Source organism: Clostridium sp. MCC344, assembly GCF_018785365.1.
In the GTDB taxonomy this organism is placed as follows: Bacteria; Bacillota; Clostridia; order Lachnospirales; family Lachnospiraceae; genus Pilosibacter.
On the sequence record NZ_WQPQ01000065.1, the window covers coordinates 25,161 to 44,086 of the forward strand.

General features: G+C 39.5%; 15 protein-coding genes. 13 read left to right on the forward strand and 2 right to left on the reverse strand.

The window, feature by feature from the left end:
* The first annotated feature begins 71 nt into the window (after positions 1-71).
* From GPK90_RS15175 to glf, 8 genes are all read left to right on the forward strand, one after another.
* Positions 72-509 carry a hypothetical protein gene (locus GPK90_RS15175; protein ID WP_215703365.1) on the forward strand — a complete coding sequence of 146 codons (438 nt, stop codon included), beginning with the start codon at positions 72-74 and terminating at the stop codon, positions 507-509.
* Between the two features lies 1 nt (position 510).
* A complete protein-coding gene (locus GPK90_RS15180) occupies positions 511-1,488 on the forward strand; it encodes a glycosyltransferase family 2 protein (protein WP_215703366.1) in 978 nt (325 codons plus the stop codon).
* Positions 1,485-1,895 (forward strand): GtrA family protein, encoded by a 411-nt coding sequence (locus GPK90_RS15185; RefSeq protein WP_215703367.1) that lies wholly within the window; start codon positions 1,485-1,487, stop codon positions 1,893-1,895. Before GPK90_RS15180 ends, GPK90_RS15185 begins: the two co-directional genes overlap by 4 nt.
* Before the next feature lie 18 nt (positions 1,896-1,913).
* A complete protein-coding gene (locus GPK90_RS19650) occupies positions 1,914-4,217 on the forward strand; it encodes an LTA synthase family protein (protein ID WP_215703368.1) in 2,304 nt (767 codons plus the stop codon).
* Between the two features lie 238 nt (positions 4,218-4,455).
* Positions 4,456-5,520, forward strand: coding sequence for an AAA family ATPase (locus GPK90_RS15195; protein WP_215703369.1), 1,065 nt, complete (start codon positions 4,456-4,458; stop codon positions 5,518-5,520).
* A complete protein-coding gene (locus GPK90_RS15200; protein ID WP_215703370.1) occupies positions 5,510-6,106 on the forward strand; it encodes a DUF6661 family protein in 597 nt (198 codons plus the stop codon). Before GPK90_RS15195 ends, GPK90_RS15200 begins: the two co-directional genes overlap by 11 nt.
* Positions 6,107-6,212: 106 nt before the next feature.
* Entirely contained in the window at positions 6,213-7,136 is a 924-nt protein-coding gene (locus tag GPK90_RS15205) for a sugar phosphate nucleotidyltransferase (protein ID WP_215703371.1), read from the forward strand.
* A 126-nt stretch (positions 7,137-7,262) separates the two neighbouring features.
* The gene (gene glf, locus GPK90_RS15210; protein WP_215703372.1) at positions 7,263-8,375 is read left to right on the forward strand and encodes a UDP-galactopyranose mutase; all 1,113 of its coding nucleotides are present in this window, start codon (positions 7,263-7,265) and stop codon (positions 8,373-8,375) included.
* 728 nt (positions 8,376-9,103) lie between these two features.
* Here glf and GPK90_RS15215 read toward each other — a convergent pair.
* Positions 9,104-9,841, reverse strand: a complete 738-nt coding sequence (locus GPK90_RS15215) for an ATP-binding protein (protein WP_215703373.1) — start codon at positions 9,839-9,841, stop codon at positions 9,104-9,106.
* Positions 9,834-11,447: an IS21 family transposase gene (gene istA / locus GPK90_RS15220; RefSeq protein ID WP_215703374.1), complete on the reverse strand. Its 1,614-nt coding sequence runs from the start codon at positions 11,445-11,447 to the stop codon at positions 9,834-9,836. Before istA ends, GPK90_RS15215 begins: the two co-directional genes overlap by 8 nt.
* A 235-nt stretch (positions 11,448-11,682) precedes the next feature.
* Here istA and GPK90_RS15225 point away from each other — a divergent pair, with 235 nt between their 5' ends.
* The 5 genes from GPK90_RS15225 (at position 11,683) to GPK90_RS15245 (ending at position 18,848) form a co-directional block, all read left to right on the forward strand.
* Positions 11,683-12,108 (forward strand): hypothetical protein, encoded by a 426-nt coding sequence (locus tag GPK90_RS15225; RefSeq protein ID WP_215703375.1) that lies wholly within the window; start codon positions 11,683-11,685, stop codon positions 12,106-12,108.
* A gap of 207 nt (positions 12,109-12,315) precedes the next feature.
* Positions 12,316-14,124 (forward strand): hypothetical protein, encoded by a 1,809-nt coding sequence (locus GPK90_RS15230; RefSeq protein WP_215703376.1) that lies wholly within the window; start codon positions 12,316-12,318, stop codon positions 14,122-14,124.
* 243 nt (positions 14,125-14,367) lie between these two features.
* Entirely contained in the window at positions 14,368-15,705 is a 1,338-nt protein-coding gene (locus tag GPK90_RS15235; protein WP_215703377.1) for a hypothetical protein, read from the forward strand.
* A 202-nt stretch (positions 15,706-15,907) separates the two neighbouring features.
* Complete coding sequence (locus GPK90_RS15240; protein ID WP_215703378.1) at positions 15,908-17,548, forward strand: retron Ec67 family RNA-directed DNA polymerase/endonuclease; 1,641 nt, start codon at positions 15,908-15,910, stop codon at positions 17,546-17,548.
* A gap of 214 nt (positions 17,549-17,762) precedes the next feature.
* Positions 17,763-18,848 carry a diadenylate cyclase gene (locus GPK90_RS15245; RefSeq protein WP_215703379.1) on the forward strand — a complete coding sequence of 362 codons (1,086 nt, stop codon included), beginning with the start codon at positions 17,763-17,765 and terminating at the stop codon, positions 18,846-18,848.
* The last annotated feature ends 78 nt before the right edge of the window (positions 18,849-18,926 follow it).

Sequence of the window (18,926 nt, forward strand, 5' to 3'; positions counted from 1 at the left end):
TAAATGGGAGAAACTTACTTGCTCCTTTTACAATATATGCCAGTCAGACAATAACATACGAGCATATGTATATGAACTTCCCTAGTTTTTGGCTAATAGTTGGAGATGATTATAACAGTTTGAAATCTTTTTCCATTATTTTCACAATGGTACTTCTTGGTACAGGAATGTACATAATGCTATCTAAGAAGATAAAAATGGATACGCTGGAAGACTATATAAGCATTGCCGCAGGATTTGTTTGGACATGTTTAAGGTTTTTGCCGGCAATGCATGAACGGTATTCATATCCACTAGATATTTTATTGCTGATACTGGGAACTTTGAATAAGAAATATTTAATATATGCGGTTGTATCTGTAATGTTAAGTACAATTACATATGGTCATTATTTGTTTGGAACAGAGGGAATAACGCAGTATCACGCAATTCTGTATGTATTGATCTATATAAAATATATTAGAACGCTATTAAATAACAACACAAAAGATCAGAAAGGTGAAATTTGAAATGAATAGCATATTATATATTGTCATCCCATGCTACAACGAAGAAACCGTTCTTCCCATCACATCAAAAATGTTTTTAGACAAGCTGACATCATTGATTCGCTCAAATAAGATCTCTGATAGTAGCCGAATCTTATTTGTCAATGATGGTAGCAAAGATAAAACATGGGAAATCATTTGCAACCTGGCGAGGCAGGATGAGCATTTTATCGGCATTTCTCAGAGCCGTAACCGCGGACATCAAAATGCGGTTCTTGCCGGTTTGATGGAAGCAAAAGACAAATGTGATATTACGATTTCCATCGACTGTGATGGTCAGGATGATATCAATGCCATGGATGAAATGGTTGAGCAGTATCAGAAGGGCTGCGAAATCGTATACGGTGTCAGAAGCAGACGTGATACGGATACATTTTTTAAGCGTTTTACAGCGGAAGGATTCTATAAGCTTTTAAACTGGATGGGGGCAGAAGTTGTCTATAATCATGCAGATTATCGACTGGTTTCAAGTCGTGTTCTGAAAGAATTTGCAAATTTCAAGGAAGTCAATCTGTTCCTGCGCGGAATGTTCCCGCTGGTCGGCTTTAAGAGCACCAGCGTGTATTATGAGAGACATGAACGAATCGCAGGGGAAAGCCATTATCCGCTTTCTAAAATGCTGGCACTTGCCTTTGATGGAATTACCAGTCTCAGCGTAAAACCGATTCGGATCATTACGGCTCTTGGAACCGTGATTGCCGGACTAAGCTTTCTCGGGGTGATCTGGTCGATCGTTATGCGGCTCATGGGCAATGCGGTCGCCGGATGGTCCAGCATGATCTGCATTATCTGTCTCCTCGGAGGTGTCCAGCTGGTCTGCCTTGGTGTTCTTGGAGAGTATATCGGAAAAATCTATATGGAAGTAAAGCATCGTCCGAGATATATTATCAGTGAGCGGACAGAGGAGAAGAAAGATACAGACGGAGATACAGAGAAATGATAATGCAGTTATTCAAAAAATATCAGCAGCCAATTTTATATCTCTTTTTTGGAGTTTGTACAACTGCTGTTAATATTATTACATACTATCTGTGTGCGCATCCGCTGCATTTATCTGTTGTAGCGAGTACCTGTATCGCATGGGTCATATCGGTATTATTTGCGTATATTACGAATAAGTGGTGGGTATTTGAGAGCAAAAATCTTCAGCTTCGTGCCATGATGCAGGAATTTGTGTCATTCGTATCGTGCAGATTATTTACTGGGGCATGCGATCTGCTGATCATGTATGTTTTTGTGGATTGCATGGGGATGAATGACCTTTTTATTAAGATTGCTTCAAATGTGCTTGTTGTGATTTTAAATTATGTAGCGAGTAAATTGATTATTTTCAGGAAAAAAGGATAAGGCAGGAAATACAAAAGAGTGGAAGCAATAATCTGGATCGCAGCGGCGATCATTGTATATTTTACAGGGACCGGAAAGAAACAGGGGCAGGGAAAGGAGCGGAAAGAGAAAGTTTATCTCGGCTGTTCTCTATTCGCAGCGCTATGCTGTGAATTTGCGATCAAGGTGGTGTTCCATATCCACTACCTGTCGATATGGCTGATCCTAACGTACGCGCTGATCGCGGCGCAGTGCAGCCGGATGTTGTGGATCTTCATTTGCATACCGGAGAAACGGAAGCAGGTTTATTCCATGTCGATCAAGATGGCGGTCGGTATGGGGATCCTGGCGTTTTACTATGTGAATCTTTCTCGTGATGTGATCGGCGTCACGAAGATCGCAAACCAGTTTCCGCCGGTGAGTACGGGGATGGCGGATCTCATGCTCCTTGCGGCCACTGCGATCTGGATCTATGGAACGGACGTGCTCCGGCGGTTTCCGGAGTGTGCGAGGGCGATCTACTGGATCTTTCTGGCGATCACTCCGTTTCTTGCATTTTTCCTCGAGGAACTCTGCTGGAACCCGTCGGTGACGGGGATCAGCCTTTTAAACGGGGAGCTGAATGTCCTAATCTATCTGATTCTGGAAGTGATCTTTGTGTGCCTGATGCAGAAAGGGACGCTCGGGCTTCAGGCGTTGTATATCTTTGCGTGGCTTGTCGGTGCGCTCAATTATTATCTCTTGAAGTTCCGCGGGCAGCCGTTCCTTGCAACGGATATTTTTGCACTGCGGACCGCGATGTCGGTCGCAGGGCAGTATACGTTTGAGGTCGCGGAAGAGCTGGCGTTTACGTTTCTGATCCTGTATTTTCTGTTTACCTGTATGTGGGCGCTTGGAAAGATGGAAATTTTTCAGAAGAGAACGGGAAAGAAACGGATCCTGATAAAGGGCTGCGGAGCGATCGGGGCAGCTGCGGCGTTGTTTTTCTGGATCGGCAGCTATGATTTCCCGGATACTTACAATATTTGGATTGATTTCTGGGCGCAGGTAAATACATATCAGACAACCGGTTTTGCTCCGGCGTTTATCTCATTCTGGCAGAGGATGAAGATCAGTAAGCCGGATGGGTATACGGAGCAGAGTGCGGAACAGATTTTTGATGAGTACGGGGCAGCGGAAGCTCCTGCGGAAACGGAGAAGAAAGATACCGGCGAGCAGCCGATGATCATTACGATCATGAATGAATCGTTCAGTGATCTGAGTGTTCTGGGACCGCTCGCATGTACGGAGGATGATCTTGCGTTTTTCTATTCGCTGAAGGATGATCCGCATACGATCGAGTATGGATGGGATTATGTTTCGACCCGCGGCGGCGGAACGTCCACGACGGAGTTTGAATATCTGACGGGGGATTCGATGACCTATACAAACGGGATCAATCCGTACTCCAGCTTTGATTTCACGAATGTGCCGTCCATGGTCTCGATCCTAAAGGAGCAGGGCTACCACACGATCGCGATGCATCCGGAAAATCCGGAGAACTGGCGAAGAAGTGTTGTGTATCCGAAGCTTGGATTTGATGAGTTTCTGTCGATCAGTGCGTTTGAGGACAGTGAGCGGACGGTCTGGAACCGGGTGTCTGATCTTGGGGATTATCAGAAGCTGATCGAGGTCTATGAGGCGCAGACGGAGCCGACCTTTATTTTTAATGTCACGATGCAGAATCATGGCGGATATGACGGGATCGGGGAGCTGAAGCCGGAGGAGATCGTCGATGTCGATGAGGAATACAGCGGGTATTCGGATCTTCAGATGTATGAGTCGCTGATCGCGAAGTCGGATCAGGCGCTCTCGTATCTGATCTCCTATTTTGAGCAGGTGGACCGGCCGGTACTTATCTGTTTCTTCGGGGATCATCAGCCGGCGCTGAATGGGGACTTTGAGAATGCACTCAGGGAAGCCGGGAGAGAGGACACGGATACGGATCTTACGATGACGGAGAAGATCTATACGGTGCCGTATTTTATCTGGAGCAATTATGAGATCCCGGAGGATTATTCGATGAAGGATTCCCAGGGAGAAGATGTGATCAGCACGAATTATCTCGGGACGCTGGTCCGGAAGTATGCGGGGCTGGAGCTGTCCGCGTATGACCGTTACCGGATGAACCAGAGAGAGCAGATCCCGGTGTTTAATTTCGCGGGATATATGACCGCGGATGGGGACTGGTATGATCTTTGGGCGGAGAATAGTTACAGGGAATGGATCGAGAGGTACCGGACAGTGCAGTATTATGCGTTGTTTGATAGGAAGAGGAATGGGAGGTATTTTGTGGGGGAGTGAGGAATTCCTATTCTTGCAATCAACATTCCCCTATGATAAAATATAGTACAGTATATTCGTAGGAAGAGGTAGATGAGATCCTATAATCCGAAGATTGTTATACAGGCTGAAGAATGATGATGAATTAGGATAAAAATATTAAATCACAAAGCAGACCATACGAAAGCTTATACGGTCTGCTTTTGTCTCATAATGGATCAAAAAGATGTGATGCTGCTGTAGGAGGTGACGGGCGCATATGAAAATAAAAAAGCTGACTTTGAGTAATTTCATGGCTTTTGAAAACTTACAATTGGATTGGTCGGATAATATTAATGTTATCTGCGGAGAGAACAGTACCGGAAAGACAACATTACTGAAGGCGATGTATTCTCTTATTAAGCCTTTAAATGAAGTAAATCGTGAAAATTTGACAAAGGAGATGGAAGAGCAGTATTTTGTGAAAAAACTGCAGGGAGTTTTTCGACCGGATGAAATGAAACTGGGGCGTTTGGTGAGTCGAAAAAGAGGAAACAAGAGAACAGATTTTTCGGTGGATCTTGATAAAAAACAGAAAGTCTCGGCTGGATTTAGCCGTGGACAGGCGAATCATGCAGATATCAATATTATAAAAAACAAATTTGCGGAGAAATATGAAGCGATTTACATTCCGACAAAAGAAATGATCTCTACGGTGGAACATTTCGTGACACTATATGAGGAGTATCATATTGACTTTGAGGAAATGTATTACGATCTTGCAAAACTTTTGGACCGTCCTCTTTCCAAGGGACCAAATACAAATGAGCAGAATCAGATTTTAAGCAGTCTGGAAGATATTATGAAAGGTAATATCGTGCAGAGAGATAAAAAGTTTTATTTTAAAATAAAAGGTGAAGGCGAATTTGAGATGGGATTGCTTTCTGATGGGTACAGAAAATTATCGATGATCATCTATATGATTCTGTCGGGGAGTCTGAACAGGAATACGATCTTATTCTGGGACGAGCCGGAGACAAATATGAATCCGAAAATGATCCGCCCGATCGTACAGGCATTGGTTGCTCTGGCTCAGATGGGGGTACAGGTTTTTGTATCAACACACGATTATTTTATTCAGCAGGAATTTAATATGGTTGCATCTTATCCGGAATTGAACCCCTCGAAGCTGGATGTACGCTTTTTATCTTTATACAGAGACGAAAAGACACATGATGTCCACTATGAGATGACTCATTCGGCTTCAGACCTTGCGCATAATGCGATTATGCAGGAGTTTGATGCGATGTACGACAGAGAACAGAGGATTATTTATGGTAATTAAAGAAGAAAGCGGATTGAAATTTGGTTTTCCCGAAAAAAGCATAGTGATCAAGTTTGATGATACGTTATTTTATCGAGATTATTTCAATAGATTTCCAGGATCAAAGGGTATCGATTTTGTTTCTGTAAGTCCGAATCAGATTGCATTTATAGAGGTGAAAAACTGCAGAGGCGATGAGGGTAATTGCAGATGGAGAATTGCACCGGATAACAAGAAAAAGGAAACAGCCAGTACAACTCTTGATCTTACAGGAAGAGATAGCCTGGATATTGAAGTAACACAGAAAGTAGCTATGACAATAGCTTCCATAATCGGAGCAAAGTCATTCGGGGATAAAAAAGATTGTCTGAGTGAATTTGACAAGTTTATCCAGTTTTTGTCATCTGAATCGTTTTCGGATGACTCAAAAAAGAAATATGTAATCTTGTTTCTGGAAGGAGATTTTGGAAGCAAAACGCGCAGCAAAAAGATGATCATGCAGTCATTACAGGACAGTATGAACCGGAAGCTGAGATGGTTCAATTGCAGAGTATCTGTTGTTGATTCTGATTCGTATGATCCGAAAGTGTTTCAGATTACAAGTTGAGAGAAGGTCGCTTTAAGCTTATTTTGAATCATATAATGTTAAGCTATGGATGGTTTAGATTGCTGGCGAAGACAAAGGAAATAAATTATCAGGAGAACATCACAAAATGAAGAATGTAACACTTGTTATCATGGCCGCTGGGATCGGCAGCCGTTTTGGCGGCGGAATTAAACAGTTGGAGCCGGTTGGGCCGAATGGAGAGATTATTATGGATTATTCGATCCATGATGCGCTGGAAGCGGGATGCAATAAGGTTGCCTTTATTATCCGCAAGGATATCGAGAAGGATTTTAAGGAGATTATCGGAAAACGGATCGAGAAGCTGGTTCCGGTCGAGTATGCATATCAGTCGGTGGATGAGCTTCCGGGCGGGAGAAGAAATACCTGGGGAAGAACGAAACCGTGGGGAACCGGACAGGCGGTCCTTTGCGTGAAGGATATCGTGAAGGAACCGTTTATCGTGATCAATGCGGATGACTATTATGGCAAAGAGGCGTTTGTAAAGCTGTATCAGTATATGACAACGGAAATGGATGTGGATGCGCCGGTTTATGATATCTGCATGGCAGGATTTATTCTTTCCAATACGCTGAGCGAGAACGGCGGCGTGACTCGCGGTGTCTGCACGGTAGACGGGGACGGATATCTGCAGCGTGTGACAGAGACATATGAGATCCAGATGAAAGATGGAGAGTTGACGGCGTGCGATGATGAAAAGAAACCGGTTTCCGTAAATGCAGGTCAGCATGTTTCGATGAACATGTGGGGACTTCCGCCGAGATTTTTGGAACTGTTAGAGGGCGGATTTGCTGAATTTTTGGACGAACTTGGCGAGGATGCCATGAAAAAGGAGTATCTGCTCCCGAAGATCATCGATAAGCTTTTAGCGGAACAGAAGGCCTGTGTGAAGGTCCTGGAGACGGGAGACCGGTGGTTTGGCGTTACTTATAAGGAGGACAAGCAGGTGGTTGTGGACTCGATCCGGGAGCTGATTGCGAAGGGAATTTATAAGGACGAACTGTTTTCATAATGGTTTCAGGTCGGCTGAAAAGGTTTGATCGGTCTGGGAATGCGTTAAGCGAGTAGAAATGTTCTGATGGCTGCTTGCGGCCACAGGTAAGAAAAAAATTAAATGATTTTGTGAAGGAGAGAGAAGATGTACGATTATTTAGTAGTGGGCGCCGGTCTTTACGGAGCAGTGTTTGCACATGAGGCAAAGAAACATGGAAAATCAGTTTTAGTGATCGATAAGCGTCCGAATATTGCGGGAAATGTTTATACGGAGGACATCGAGAAGATCCATGTACATAAATATGGCGCGCATATTTTCCATACGAACAACCGGAAGGTGTGGAATTATGTCAATCAGTTTGCAGAGTTCAACCGGTTTACGAATTCTCCGGTGGCAAATTATCATGGGGAACTGTATTCACTGCCGTTCAATATGTACACGTTTAATAAGATGTGGGGTGTTGTGACGCCGGAGGAGGCAGCTGAAAAGATTGAAGAACAGAAGAAGGCGGCCGGGATCGCGGAGCCGAAGAACCTCGAGGAGCAGGCGATCAGCCTGATCGGAACGGATATCTATGAGAAGCTGGTAAAGGGATATACGGAGAAGCAGTGGGGAAGACCGTGTTCGGAGCTTCCGTCGTTTATTATCAAGCGCCTTCCGGTGCGTCTGACGTTTGATAATAACTATTTTAATGCGTTATATCAGGGAATTCCGATGGGTGGTTACACGAAGATGGTTGCCAATATGCTTGACGGTGTTGAGGTGAAGCTTGGCGTGGATTATCTGGCGGAGAAGGAAGCGTATGACGCGATGGCAGAGAAGGTGATCTACACAGGTGCAATTGACGCATACTTTGGCTTTAAGCTTGGCGCTCTGGAGTACCGTTCTGTCCGCTTTGAGACCGAACTTCTTGATAAGCCGAATTTCCAGGGCAACGCGGCTGTGAACTATACGGATGCGGAGACTCCGTGGACCCGTATCATCGAGCACAAGTGGTTTGAGTTTGGAAAAGATGATGAGGGAAACGAAATTCCGAAGACAGTGATCAGCCGTGAGTACAGTTCGGAATGGAAGCCTGGAGATGAGCCGTATTACCCGGTTAATGATGAAAAGAATGGAATTCTCTATGCAGAGTACAAAAAGCTTGCAGAGGGCGAGCAGAAGGTCGTATTCGGTGGTCGCTTAGGTGAGTATAAGTATTATGATATGGATGCAGTGATTGCATCGGCACTGGATATGTGTGAAAAAATACTGTAGGAAACGGAAGGTTAAGAGGAAGGAGATTATAGCAAGGAAGGAATAGAACTTGTAAAGGCAATCGTGGAGTGTCTGGAAGAAATCCAGGATGGCTGTGCGGAATGTTTCCCGTTTGAAACGATAGAGGAACTGAAAAGAGAATACTTGGAAGACATTTAATAATTGCTCCCACACCCACGATGGTTAAGTACAATTGGAAAAAGGCTGACTTGAAATTTTAAATTCCAGTGCAGTGGTAAATTCCACCAGACATTAAAATTCCTTGATTTTATTGAATTATAATGAGCAAAATCTTTAGATAACTGGTATAATTAAGCTAACTTCTCATAAAATATCTGAGTTTGTGACATGGAAAAGAGACCTCTGGATATCTGGTGTGTAAGACTAAATTCCGCATGCCCAAGTGGACGGTGGAATTTACTTTTGAAATTTTCACCTGTGAAACTTTTTCTGTAAAATAACCATCACAAGGTCCTTCTATGATAAAATAAATATCATTAGGAGGGCCTTTCATTATGGCAAGATAAAAGAAACCTGTTCACAGAGTTGAAATGACAGAAGGAAAGTAAACGGTACAACGTAAGCGCTGAATGACCCACCGTCTTTCCATGCATATAGCCGGTTTTAACGGACATCAGGGCCATATTCCCCGGACATGCAGGGCCATATTAAGCGGACATTTTTACTGACCAGCGAAGCAGGGATTCCCTGCTTCGCCAGGCTTTTGGCTATGCTTTTTCAATCAGAACTGTAAATCCTGTTGTAAGACGTCTTCGGATGCCGTCTAACTTTCCATAGCATTCATTCTCATCACTAAGTTGCTTTCCCCACTCATCGGGTGAGTATTGGCAGCTAAAAAGTGTGGAAGTTCCCAGATCATCCCGAAGCTTCAGAAGGTGGTAGAGGATCTTGATCCCTTCCTCGGAATAACGGCTGATTGCAAAATCATCGATGAAGAGAAGCTGTATCCGCGCATAGTACTTAATGCGTTTACGATATCGGTTCAGGTCTTTCTGACGGTTCAGAACGATCAGTTCATCCAGAAGATCGCTGTAATCAACGAACTTACAGCGATAGTTCCTGCGGCATGCTTCTACACAGCAGGCAGAAATGAAATAAGATTTTCCGGCTCCTGTGACTCCATAAATGCCAACATTCTGTCGGTTCTCCGCAAAGTGGAATCCAAGTACCTGCTGTACTGTAGCATCGTTATAGACCCGCCCGTTTCCGGTCTTCAGATTTTCTGTCAACGCACCTTTATTGATCAAGCTGCTGAGTCTCAGATTGGTTTCAAAACGCCTGTTTAATGTCTCTGTATACTGAGGTTCAAGGACCTCCCGGATAAACTGGAACGCAGTGTAGTTCACGAGTTCCGGACTTTGCGTAAGTTCGGAAAAACGTTGCGCTGCCACAGGAAGGGAAAGCGTATCCAACATCTCATAAATATCAGAATTCGTATTATTCATGATGGGATACCTCCTTTTCCTGGCGTTCCATAAGGCTCTTCAAGGAATACTTACTGTCATCATCTTTGTATCTACCAGAAATTGTTCCAGATGTGTTTCCACTGGTCTTGTAGAACTTTTCTACCTGATGCGAAGGTTCTATGTGATATGTGGAGACCGTGTTACTGACATAAGAATAGTTACATTTGCCTGCCAGAACGGCATCCTTACAACAGCGTTCCAGCGCTTCCGGCGAATATTTCTCCGCACAGCGCAGGATCCCAAAGCAGCTTCTGAAAGACTGTACCGGATACTGGCTCTTTTGAATAACAGCATCGATCAGAATGCGTGTATTCGGACCGATCGCGGAGGCTTTATGTTGGAAGTATGGAACATTCCAGTAACCATAATCCTTGTACTCAGCCGGCATATCACTTGGAATAACGACCCAGTCTTTTGAAGTATAACTGCGTTTGTGGGTGCGAATGAAATCCCCCTGTTTGTTATAAACATAGATCTCTTTTTCACCTGCCCTGATCTCAACTTCCTGCCGGAGATATTTTCGCGGCATGCTGTAATGGACCTTGTCGAAGGTAAAAGAAAAGTCCTGGGCAACTTTCACAGTCTTTCGTTCAAGGTATTCAAAGGCGGTGGATGGAAGTGGTAGAAGACTCTCTTTTTCCTCTTTGTTAAAGAGATCGTAACGGGAATACGAAAGGCCCTCGAATGGTCGTTTGTTTTCCGCGTTTATCTTTTCTATCAGGACATGGTTTAATTCATCCAGGGAATAGAAGATCATATCTTCCATATCCATCAGGATATGCATTGTAATAATCTTAACATGTCCTTCTACCGTTGGTTTCCAGCGAGGTGATCTTACCTTCGCCGGTGTGATCACGGTACCGTTATGTTCTGCCCAGGCCTGGAAGTCTTTGTTCACAACGGGGCTTACCCAGTCTTTATTGCGGGACACGGCAACCTTACAGTTATCCGGAGTGACTGTTGGCGTTACACCGCCGAAGAATGCGAGGGCATTGTTGTTGACGCGGATCCAGTTTTTTATGTCGCACTCAGTCATACCCTCCGCATAGAAGTAATCGCTGTAGGTAAGTGCGGCAACAAAGATGGTAACTTTTGTTGTCTCTTCCGGATTATGACGGTCATGAATGCAAAGCGCTTTTCCTGCAAAGTCCAGTTCGAGATTGACACCCGGATATCGCTGGATATGGAAGGTAAGCTGTTTGGAATCCGCCCATTCACTGTATCGTCTGCAATACTGGCGGTAGCTCATAGGTCTTCTGCCGTCCACAATGCCCGCAGCATTGTATTTTTGCCAGAGATGTTTAAGTGTCTCACCCTTACGGGCAAGTGCCTTATAGATGGCTTCTGCATCGAAATCCCGATACAGAAGCTGGTCAGCTGTCACACCAGGCTTTTTATACAACAGTTTTTCAATGTACTCATTTGTGACATCCTTCGGCAAAGGATACGATAGTTCCGGGCATTCCCGAAAACGCTTCAGGAATTCACCAACGGATGTTTTTCCGCAGTCACCGCAGCTTTCGGCAATCTCACGGATGCTGAGACGATTCACAAAATGAAGTCTCAAAACTTTTTTGTAGTCCATAGTGGAAGCTCCAAATATAATATTTCTCTCTTGTAAGAGATAAATCTATTATATCTGGAAAGCTTGTCCGTTTAATTAGGCTCGCAGTGTTCGGTGATTATGTTCTGCACTGTCCGCCGAATATGGCACTGACGTCCGTTTAGCTAGGCAATCTGCAGTTCAGAATAGATGCACCGTTTATTTCAGAATGAGCGCACCGTTTGGCTGGAATTTGCAGCCTTCCGTATTCCGGTTCATGAGGAACGCAAGAAACAGCTTTTCTCTTGTAAAAAAGAAGGTAAGCGATACCGGACCTGGAATCCTTGAGACGTTCCCGGTATTTCCGGTCAGCGAACCTGACATTATAGGTGTATTTGTGGGCAATCGTACAATGATTGATCTTTTTACTGCATCCATTGCAGACGTAGGGAGCCCGATCAAGTCTGCAGCAGCGTTCTTTTTGAAAATCCGGACAGGTCTGGTTACAGGTGGGACAGGAAGCACATTTAACGTCGCAGAGCAGGATCTTATTGCAGGCATTCGTTTTCTTACAACGGAAATGATTGGTACAGAAGTTCTTCGCATTAAGAAAAGTCCCTTTGTGAAACCAAGCGGAGGCTCTTCTGGTTTTATCAACTGTGCAAGAGTAAACTCCGCCGCAGTTAGGAAAAGTGGAATTTAAATTTTCATTTTAGATCGTGAAAATTCTGCTGTATAGATTGATGTATAATATAAGAAATATGATATAATCGGAATAGAAATCAAAAGATTTATTCACCGATTAGGATATAAAAATAAAGGTTCATGCAGGCGATGAATACAATATAAAAAATGTGTAGAAGGATGGCAGTGAAGCCATCTGACTATTTTACTATGGGAGAGTGTTAAAATGCCATTAGATAATAATTCAATAGAGACACTGTCGGTCAATGCTGTAAAAAATAGTATTGTAATGTCAGAACTTCTTGCCCAATTTATTGCAGACAATGATAAAGAACCTTCATGGGATGGATTTGTTTATATTTATGGAGACAAATCTAAAGCAAAAAGTAAACTTAAGGGAAGAATGCCAGTACAGGTGAAAGGCACTGAATGTGATGATCATTCAAAAGATACTATTTCATTTAAAATGCCGACTGTAGATTTAAGAAATTACCTCTATGACGGCGGTTGTATCCTTTTTGTTGTATATATTGGAAACCACGGTTTGACTAATAAAATTTATTATGTAGAACTTACTCCAGTTAAATTAAGAAAACTGCTGGAGGAAGCAAAAGGACAAGATCATAAAACAGTCTATTTAAAGGAATTTCCAGCTGATAATAATAAAAAAACAACAATCTTTTTGAACTGCTTACAAAACTGTCAAAGACAATCTAACATTAAAGAGGAAAAGCTATTTACTTTAAAGGAATTAAGTGCGCAAGGTGTGTTGGAAAATGTAGTTATTCCGGTTTCAGGTGTGGGAAAGATGGATCCTCAAATGGCACTCGTTAAGAATGAGATTTATCTATATGCTAAAATAAAGGGCAGTACTATTCTACAACCACTTGACATTATTCCGCAGGATATACATATGCAGCAGAGTATGGATGCATTGATTACGATTAATGATAAGGTCTTTTACACAAATTATAAGGTTACAAAAAGTGCAAAAGAGACCACACTTTGCATTGGAGAGAGTTTTCAAATGAGAATCGATGAGATTTGCAATTCCTGCACGGTTGAATATAAAGACTCAAATAAAATTCGAGTTTTGGAGAGGGATCTTGATTTTATTTTATCATATATGGATAAGGGATTTTTTAAAATCAATGACATTGAAATCCCACTTGAATGTGGTGATATAGATTTTTCAAACTTTGATAAGGAAAAAGAACGAGAGAGACTTTTGCATGTAAAAGAAATCGTAAGGGTTCTTAATATATTAGGATGTACCGATGATATTGATATTAGTGATTTGAATGATTCGGATTGGAGAAATCTTCATTATTTAATAATAGCTTTTTTAAATAAAAAACCAGTAGAGGGTCTTAAAGAAAACTTACCACCTGTTATTACCATTAAAGTAGGAAAAATGGCATTTGCAGTTTATTTAAAGCCGTGCGAGAAAAAAGGAACATATGAAATGTTTGATTTTTTTGATACTGATATAAGTTGCAAGGTTACTATGGAAGATGGAAATAGCGATAAGAATACATTTTTTGTCTCACAATTTAGCATCCTGCATGAAAAAGACTTCTTGACATTAAGTAATATAAAATTTGATATTTTACTTCTATCTTTTCAGAAGATAGAACATAATCGTTTGACATTTTCTAAAGCAAATGAATTTTTACTTGAATTATTGAAAGCATACGATAAGGCCAAAGGGATAAGAAAAAAACAAATTTTAGAAACGTGTAAAGCGTTTAGCACCTGGATTTCTAAAGCGCCTCAAGCTGAATTGGATAATCAAATTAGAACACTGAATGTTCTGCAAACAATTAAACGATATAGGAATTTCAATATAAATGAAATAGAAACTCTATATTCAATGGTTGAAAATAAAGACATAGGAGAAGAGTGTATTGTAGGAGCATATTTATTATTGGAACAACAGCAAGCCGCAGAAATACATTTTGCAAGATTATCAAAAGAAGAACAAAATAGTTTCAAACAATATCCAATATATCATTTTTGGAAAATAGAGGAATAGAGAAAAATGGTTGCAGTTGTAATGCTAATGAAATTGTGCGATGCATTTTACCTATAGAAAGTAGCCTAATGAACATGTGTATATCAGCGGAAATATGAGATATTGAATCATCAAGAAATGAGACTATATCTGGGCATAGAAAACTTTATTTAAGGAAGCTATGCCATCCCCCAATCATAATTTAGTTGTTGATATTGTTGTAAAAGATGTACATAGAAATATATGTTAAAGAATGGAGTTATCATGAAATTTGAAAAAAGCGAACCGAAAGTACACTGTATTGCTGAATTACCCAATTTTAACCGTTTTTTACAGCTTGGACAACATGAATTTTGTGATTTTTTAGAAAAACTATTAAACTTATCTAAGGTTCGCATTCAACCTTGTGAACTAAAAAAATTAAAAGAGTGGCTTAAAGTTGATAAAATCGAGGAGGTGATGGATGTTTCGGAAAAAGATAATGAAATATGCGTTGTATCTCAAATTAAGGTAAATAATGAATTAATTGCATATTTCCCGTATGTTTTAGCAGGAAGAAATGTGAAAATTTACTTGAGAACTAGTAGCTTTATATCAAAACTGGCGGAAGCAATATCAGATCAAATTACAATGTGCTATCTTCAAGATTTCCGGGGAGGGGATTGGATTTTTGGAGAAAATTTGGCACGAATAATTATATCTAATTGCATTTCGACCAGAAAATATGATGGAATTAAGTATGCGCATTTAATAGAAAAAATGGAACAGTTAGCCTCGTCAACTTTTGAAGGAGAATTCTTCACAACGGGAGTGATTGTATGCTCAGATTTAACTAAATATAAAAAAGATAGCTTTGAATTTCGAACACAGAGAGATTTGGATACACTAGATAAGCGAGAGTGGTTTTTGGCAAATGGTAAAGAAACATTTTTCCTGCTGGATTCAAACATGAATTCTAAAAAAATATATAGAAAATCAATGTCAAAATCCACTGACTATATAGAGAGATTCTTTGAGGATTATTATTTGGCGAATGATTTGAAGACACCGGATTTTATTGTGCGTACAGTTGGACCTAATGAAATATCGGTTTCTGACTCTGATGGGAAAGAATTTGTGAAAATTGAAAACGTATGGAGATATAGACATTATAAAAATATAACGCAATTTATGGTGGAACAATTAGGCATAGAGTATAAGGTTAGTTATGCGATTTTATTTTATATCTTAAGGTGTTCACGAAATCATATCAGCTCTATCCTATGGATACCAAAAGATTGTAGTGAAGAGGCCATTAGTAAATTGACAACAGATAACAGGGTGAAGATATGGAATAATGAGTTAAATATAATGAATGAAAGTCATCAAGTTTTGATAGAGAAAATTCTAGCAAGTGATGGGGCTGTTATTATTGATAAGGATGGAAAAATAATATTTGATAGTGTATTTGCAGATATGAGTCATGATTCATATAGTGTTGTGAAATTATCTGGTTCTGGGGAGACAGCAACGAGATTACTTGCACAGAATGGAGTTGCTGTAAAAATAAGCCAAGACGGATCGATTAAGATTTTCTCGGAAAGTGAAAAAGTATATTATTAACTCTATAGTAGTTGAACAGAATAAGTGGAAGGAGTATAATATCATTGCGTGTGGTTGGATTATTTGGCTTGTGTTTCGCAAGTTTTGACAAAAATGGTGGGAATGTACACCACTCTCTATGTTCAGACTGGAGGGGCTTCTTAATATAGTAGTTCTCGAATGGTGTTAATGAGCAACCACACGCCTTTGAATGATTATTAAAATGGAATTTAAGGATATAACTGATAAACGTCTATTAGCAAAATTTCTCGGAATAAAATATAAGGAATTAACGTACATTCTTTATTCAAAAAGGACCGAAAATCTATATCAAACATTTGAAATCCCCAAAAAAAATGGAAAAATGCGATGCATAAATGCACCACAGGAGCCGTTGAAATATGTTCAACGTAATTTAGCTAAACAACTAATTAGCATTCAAGAAAAATATTACTTAGAGACGAATAATATTATTCAAGGCTTCACAAAAAAGAGAGATATAATATCCAATGGTAGTTATCATAGAAATAAGCGTTATATATTAAATTTAGATCTTGAAAATTTTTTTGATAGTTTTCATTTTGGTAGAGTTAAAGGCTATTTTCAGAAAAATCAATATTTTATGCTAAATTCCAATGTAGCCACATGTTTGGCCAATATAGCTTGCTATAAAGGAAAGTTACCTCAGGGATCCCCTTCATCTCCAGTTATTACCAATTTGATATGCTCGATTTTAGATCGGAGATTGGCTACTATTGCTCAAAAATATCGTATGACATATACACGCTATGCGGATGATTTAACTTTCTCAACCAACAGAAGAGATTTTTTGGAAAATAAGGATGAGCTAATATCCGAATTATATGCGGTGATAGATAAAAGCGGGTTTAAGGTAAATCGTAATAAAACGCGGGTTTTGTTTTGGAATTCGAGACAAGAAGTAACAGGATTAGTTGTAAATAAAAAAATTAGTGTAAAAAGGGAATTTTACAAAGAAACACGGGCTATGCTTGACCATTTATATAAGGGATTAATTGTTGAACATAATGGTATTGAAGTGAGTTTACAGCAAATAGAAGGACGTTTATCATTTATCAATCAAATTGACAAATATAATAATAAACACGGGGGAGAGCGAAAAAATGTTCAGAAAGGTATGAATGGTAGAGAAAAAGAATATCAGCAATTTTTGTTTTATAAGTATTTTTTTTGTCCTTCGAAACCTGTAATTGTAACAGAAGGAAAAACAGATCCCGTATATATTCGATCTGCATTACAAAAATTTTATATTCAATATCCTAAATTAATTCGAAAAAAGGAAGATGGTTCATTTGAGTATCTAATCACGTTTTTAAAAAGGACATCGCGGTTAGAATTTTTCTTGGGGATCCAACAAGATGGGGCTAATGCTATGAAGAATATCTACAATGAATATGTAGGTAATAATCAATATCCTAATTTGTATGAACCATTAAGAAAATATGGATTAAAGTCAAGTAACCCGGTAATTTTATTATTTGACAATGAAACTGTAACTAAGAGACCATTGAAAGATTTTTTGAATCATATAAATAATAAAAGTGGAATGGATTATCGGTTATGGCTTAATATACATGAAAATCTGTATCTCGCAACCATTCCTCTTGTAAAGGGGCAAAAAGAATGTGAAATTGAAGATCTCTTTTCGGATGAGGTATTATCACATGAAATAGATGGGAAATATTTTGACCGAAAAGGAAAAGATGGTGAGAAGTCATATAGTAAGCAGATATTTGCCTCTTATATTGCACAAAATATATCATCAATAGATTTTACAAATTTTGTACCGCTATTGGATGCATTAAATGAGATTGTAAAAAACTGAAAATAAGGGCTTCAAATGGTGGAAAAATTATAGGAATTCAAAATTTACGTCGTAAAGAGACTATGAGAAAATCTCTGTAAATAAGATTCTTCTATGATCAAAAGATTTAAATATAAAAAAATGTGAAATTTATTATGAGAATAAGGATCTCTATTCGATACACCGTAGTGGTGGACAAGGTAAATCATCAGAATATGAAATGATTCAATCTAAGATGAAAGAGTTATTAAAAAATAATAATACTCTATTTGTGTCAAATTGGATTGAATATGGACCGTTTTGTATATTTTTTGTATCTCAATTGGATAATAAAGAGTATGAACAATATTTGGAATATACAAACACAGATGAGGATTCAGATAGTGAATATAAATATTTTTTAAAAACATTGATAAATAATTTTTTCGAAAAATGGTTAGAGTATATATATTATGGGCTTACCTTTTCGGCTATTCATTATATTTCAGATAGTCAGGCAATTATAACAGCGTCAGTAAATGATATGTTTGAATGGCGAGAACTACCATCTGAGCATATTTTTACGAAGATTGCTAATTATGAATACGAAGGGGATCCCTGTAGAGGGAAAATTATTTTTACTGGGGATATGAAGGGGGGATTCAGATTTGAGAAACCTGTAGAATTATCTACAGACAATGTGAAAAAAATACGTAAAATGTTAGAGATGTCTAATGGGAATACTTGTTTAGTTGCGGCTGGTTCCAAAAAAGAAATTATTGGACTGGATCTTTATGAAAAATATAAAGAAGAATGTTTGCTTCAATTTACCGGGAAAAATATGTGGGATTTGTCATGTAATCAAAAAAATATTGTGAAGTATATTAATGGTCAATATAGATTGCCACAAAAGAAATTTGATAAGGACTTATTTTTAGAAAAATGCAAAAAACGCTTTGGAAATAAGTATGATAAAGACATTGCAACTGTTATTGAAACTGCAAGCCATCAAAAACATGGAACAATGGTAATTGTTTCAGAGACAGCTGAAAAGGAAAGTAAGGAATTAGTCAATGCCAAGAAGGGAACTGCTATAGAAAAGAAAAACTTGACAAAAGTTGATAAGGATTTAATTATAGGTTTGAGTTCAATTGATGGAGCTTTTATGATTGATCCATACGGCAAATGTTCAGGAATAGGGCTGATTATCGCAACTCCCAACGCTGGGCAGGGAACGCCAGAAAGAGGGGCGAGGTATAATTCGGCGGTTAATTATGTTGAAAATAATAAAAAAAGTATTGTAGTTGTAATCTCTGAGGATGGGATGATAGATATTTTGTAATGTTTAGATTGCTTGTATATATTTTTGGTGCATTTAAACTGTATCCCTTGTCATCTCAACAAACTCAGGAATTTCATT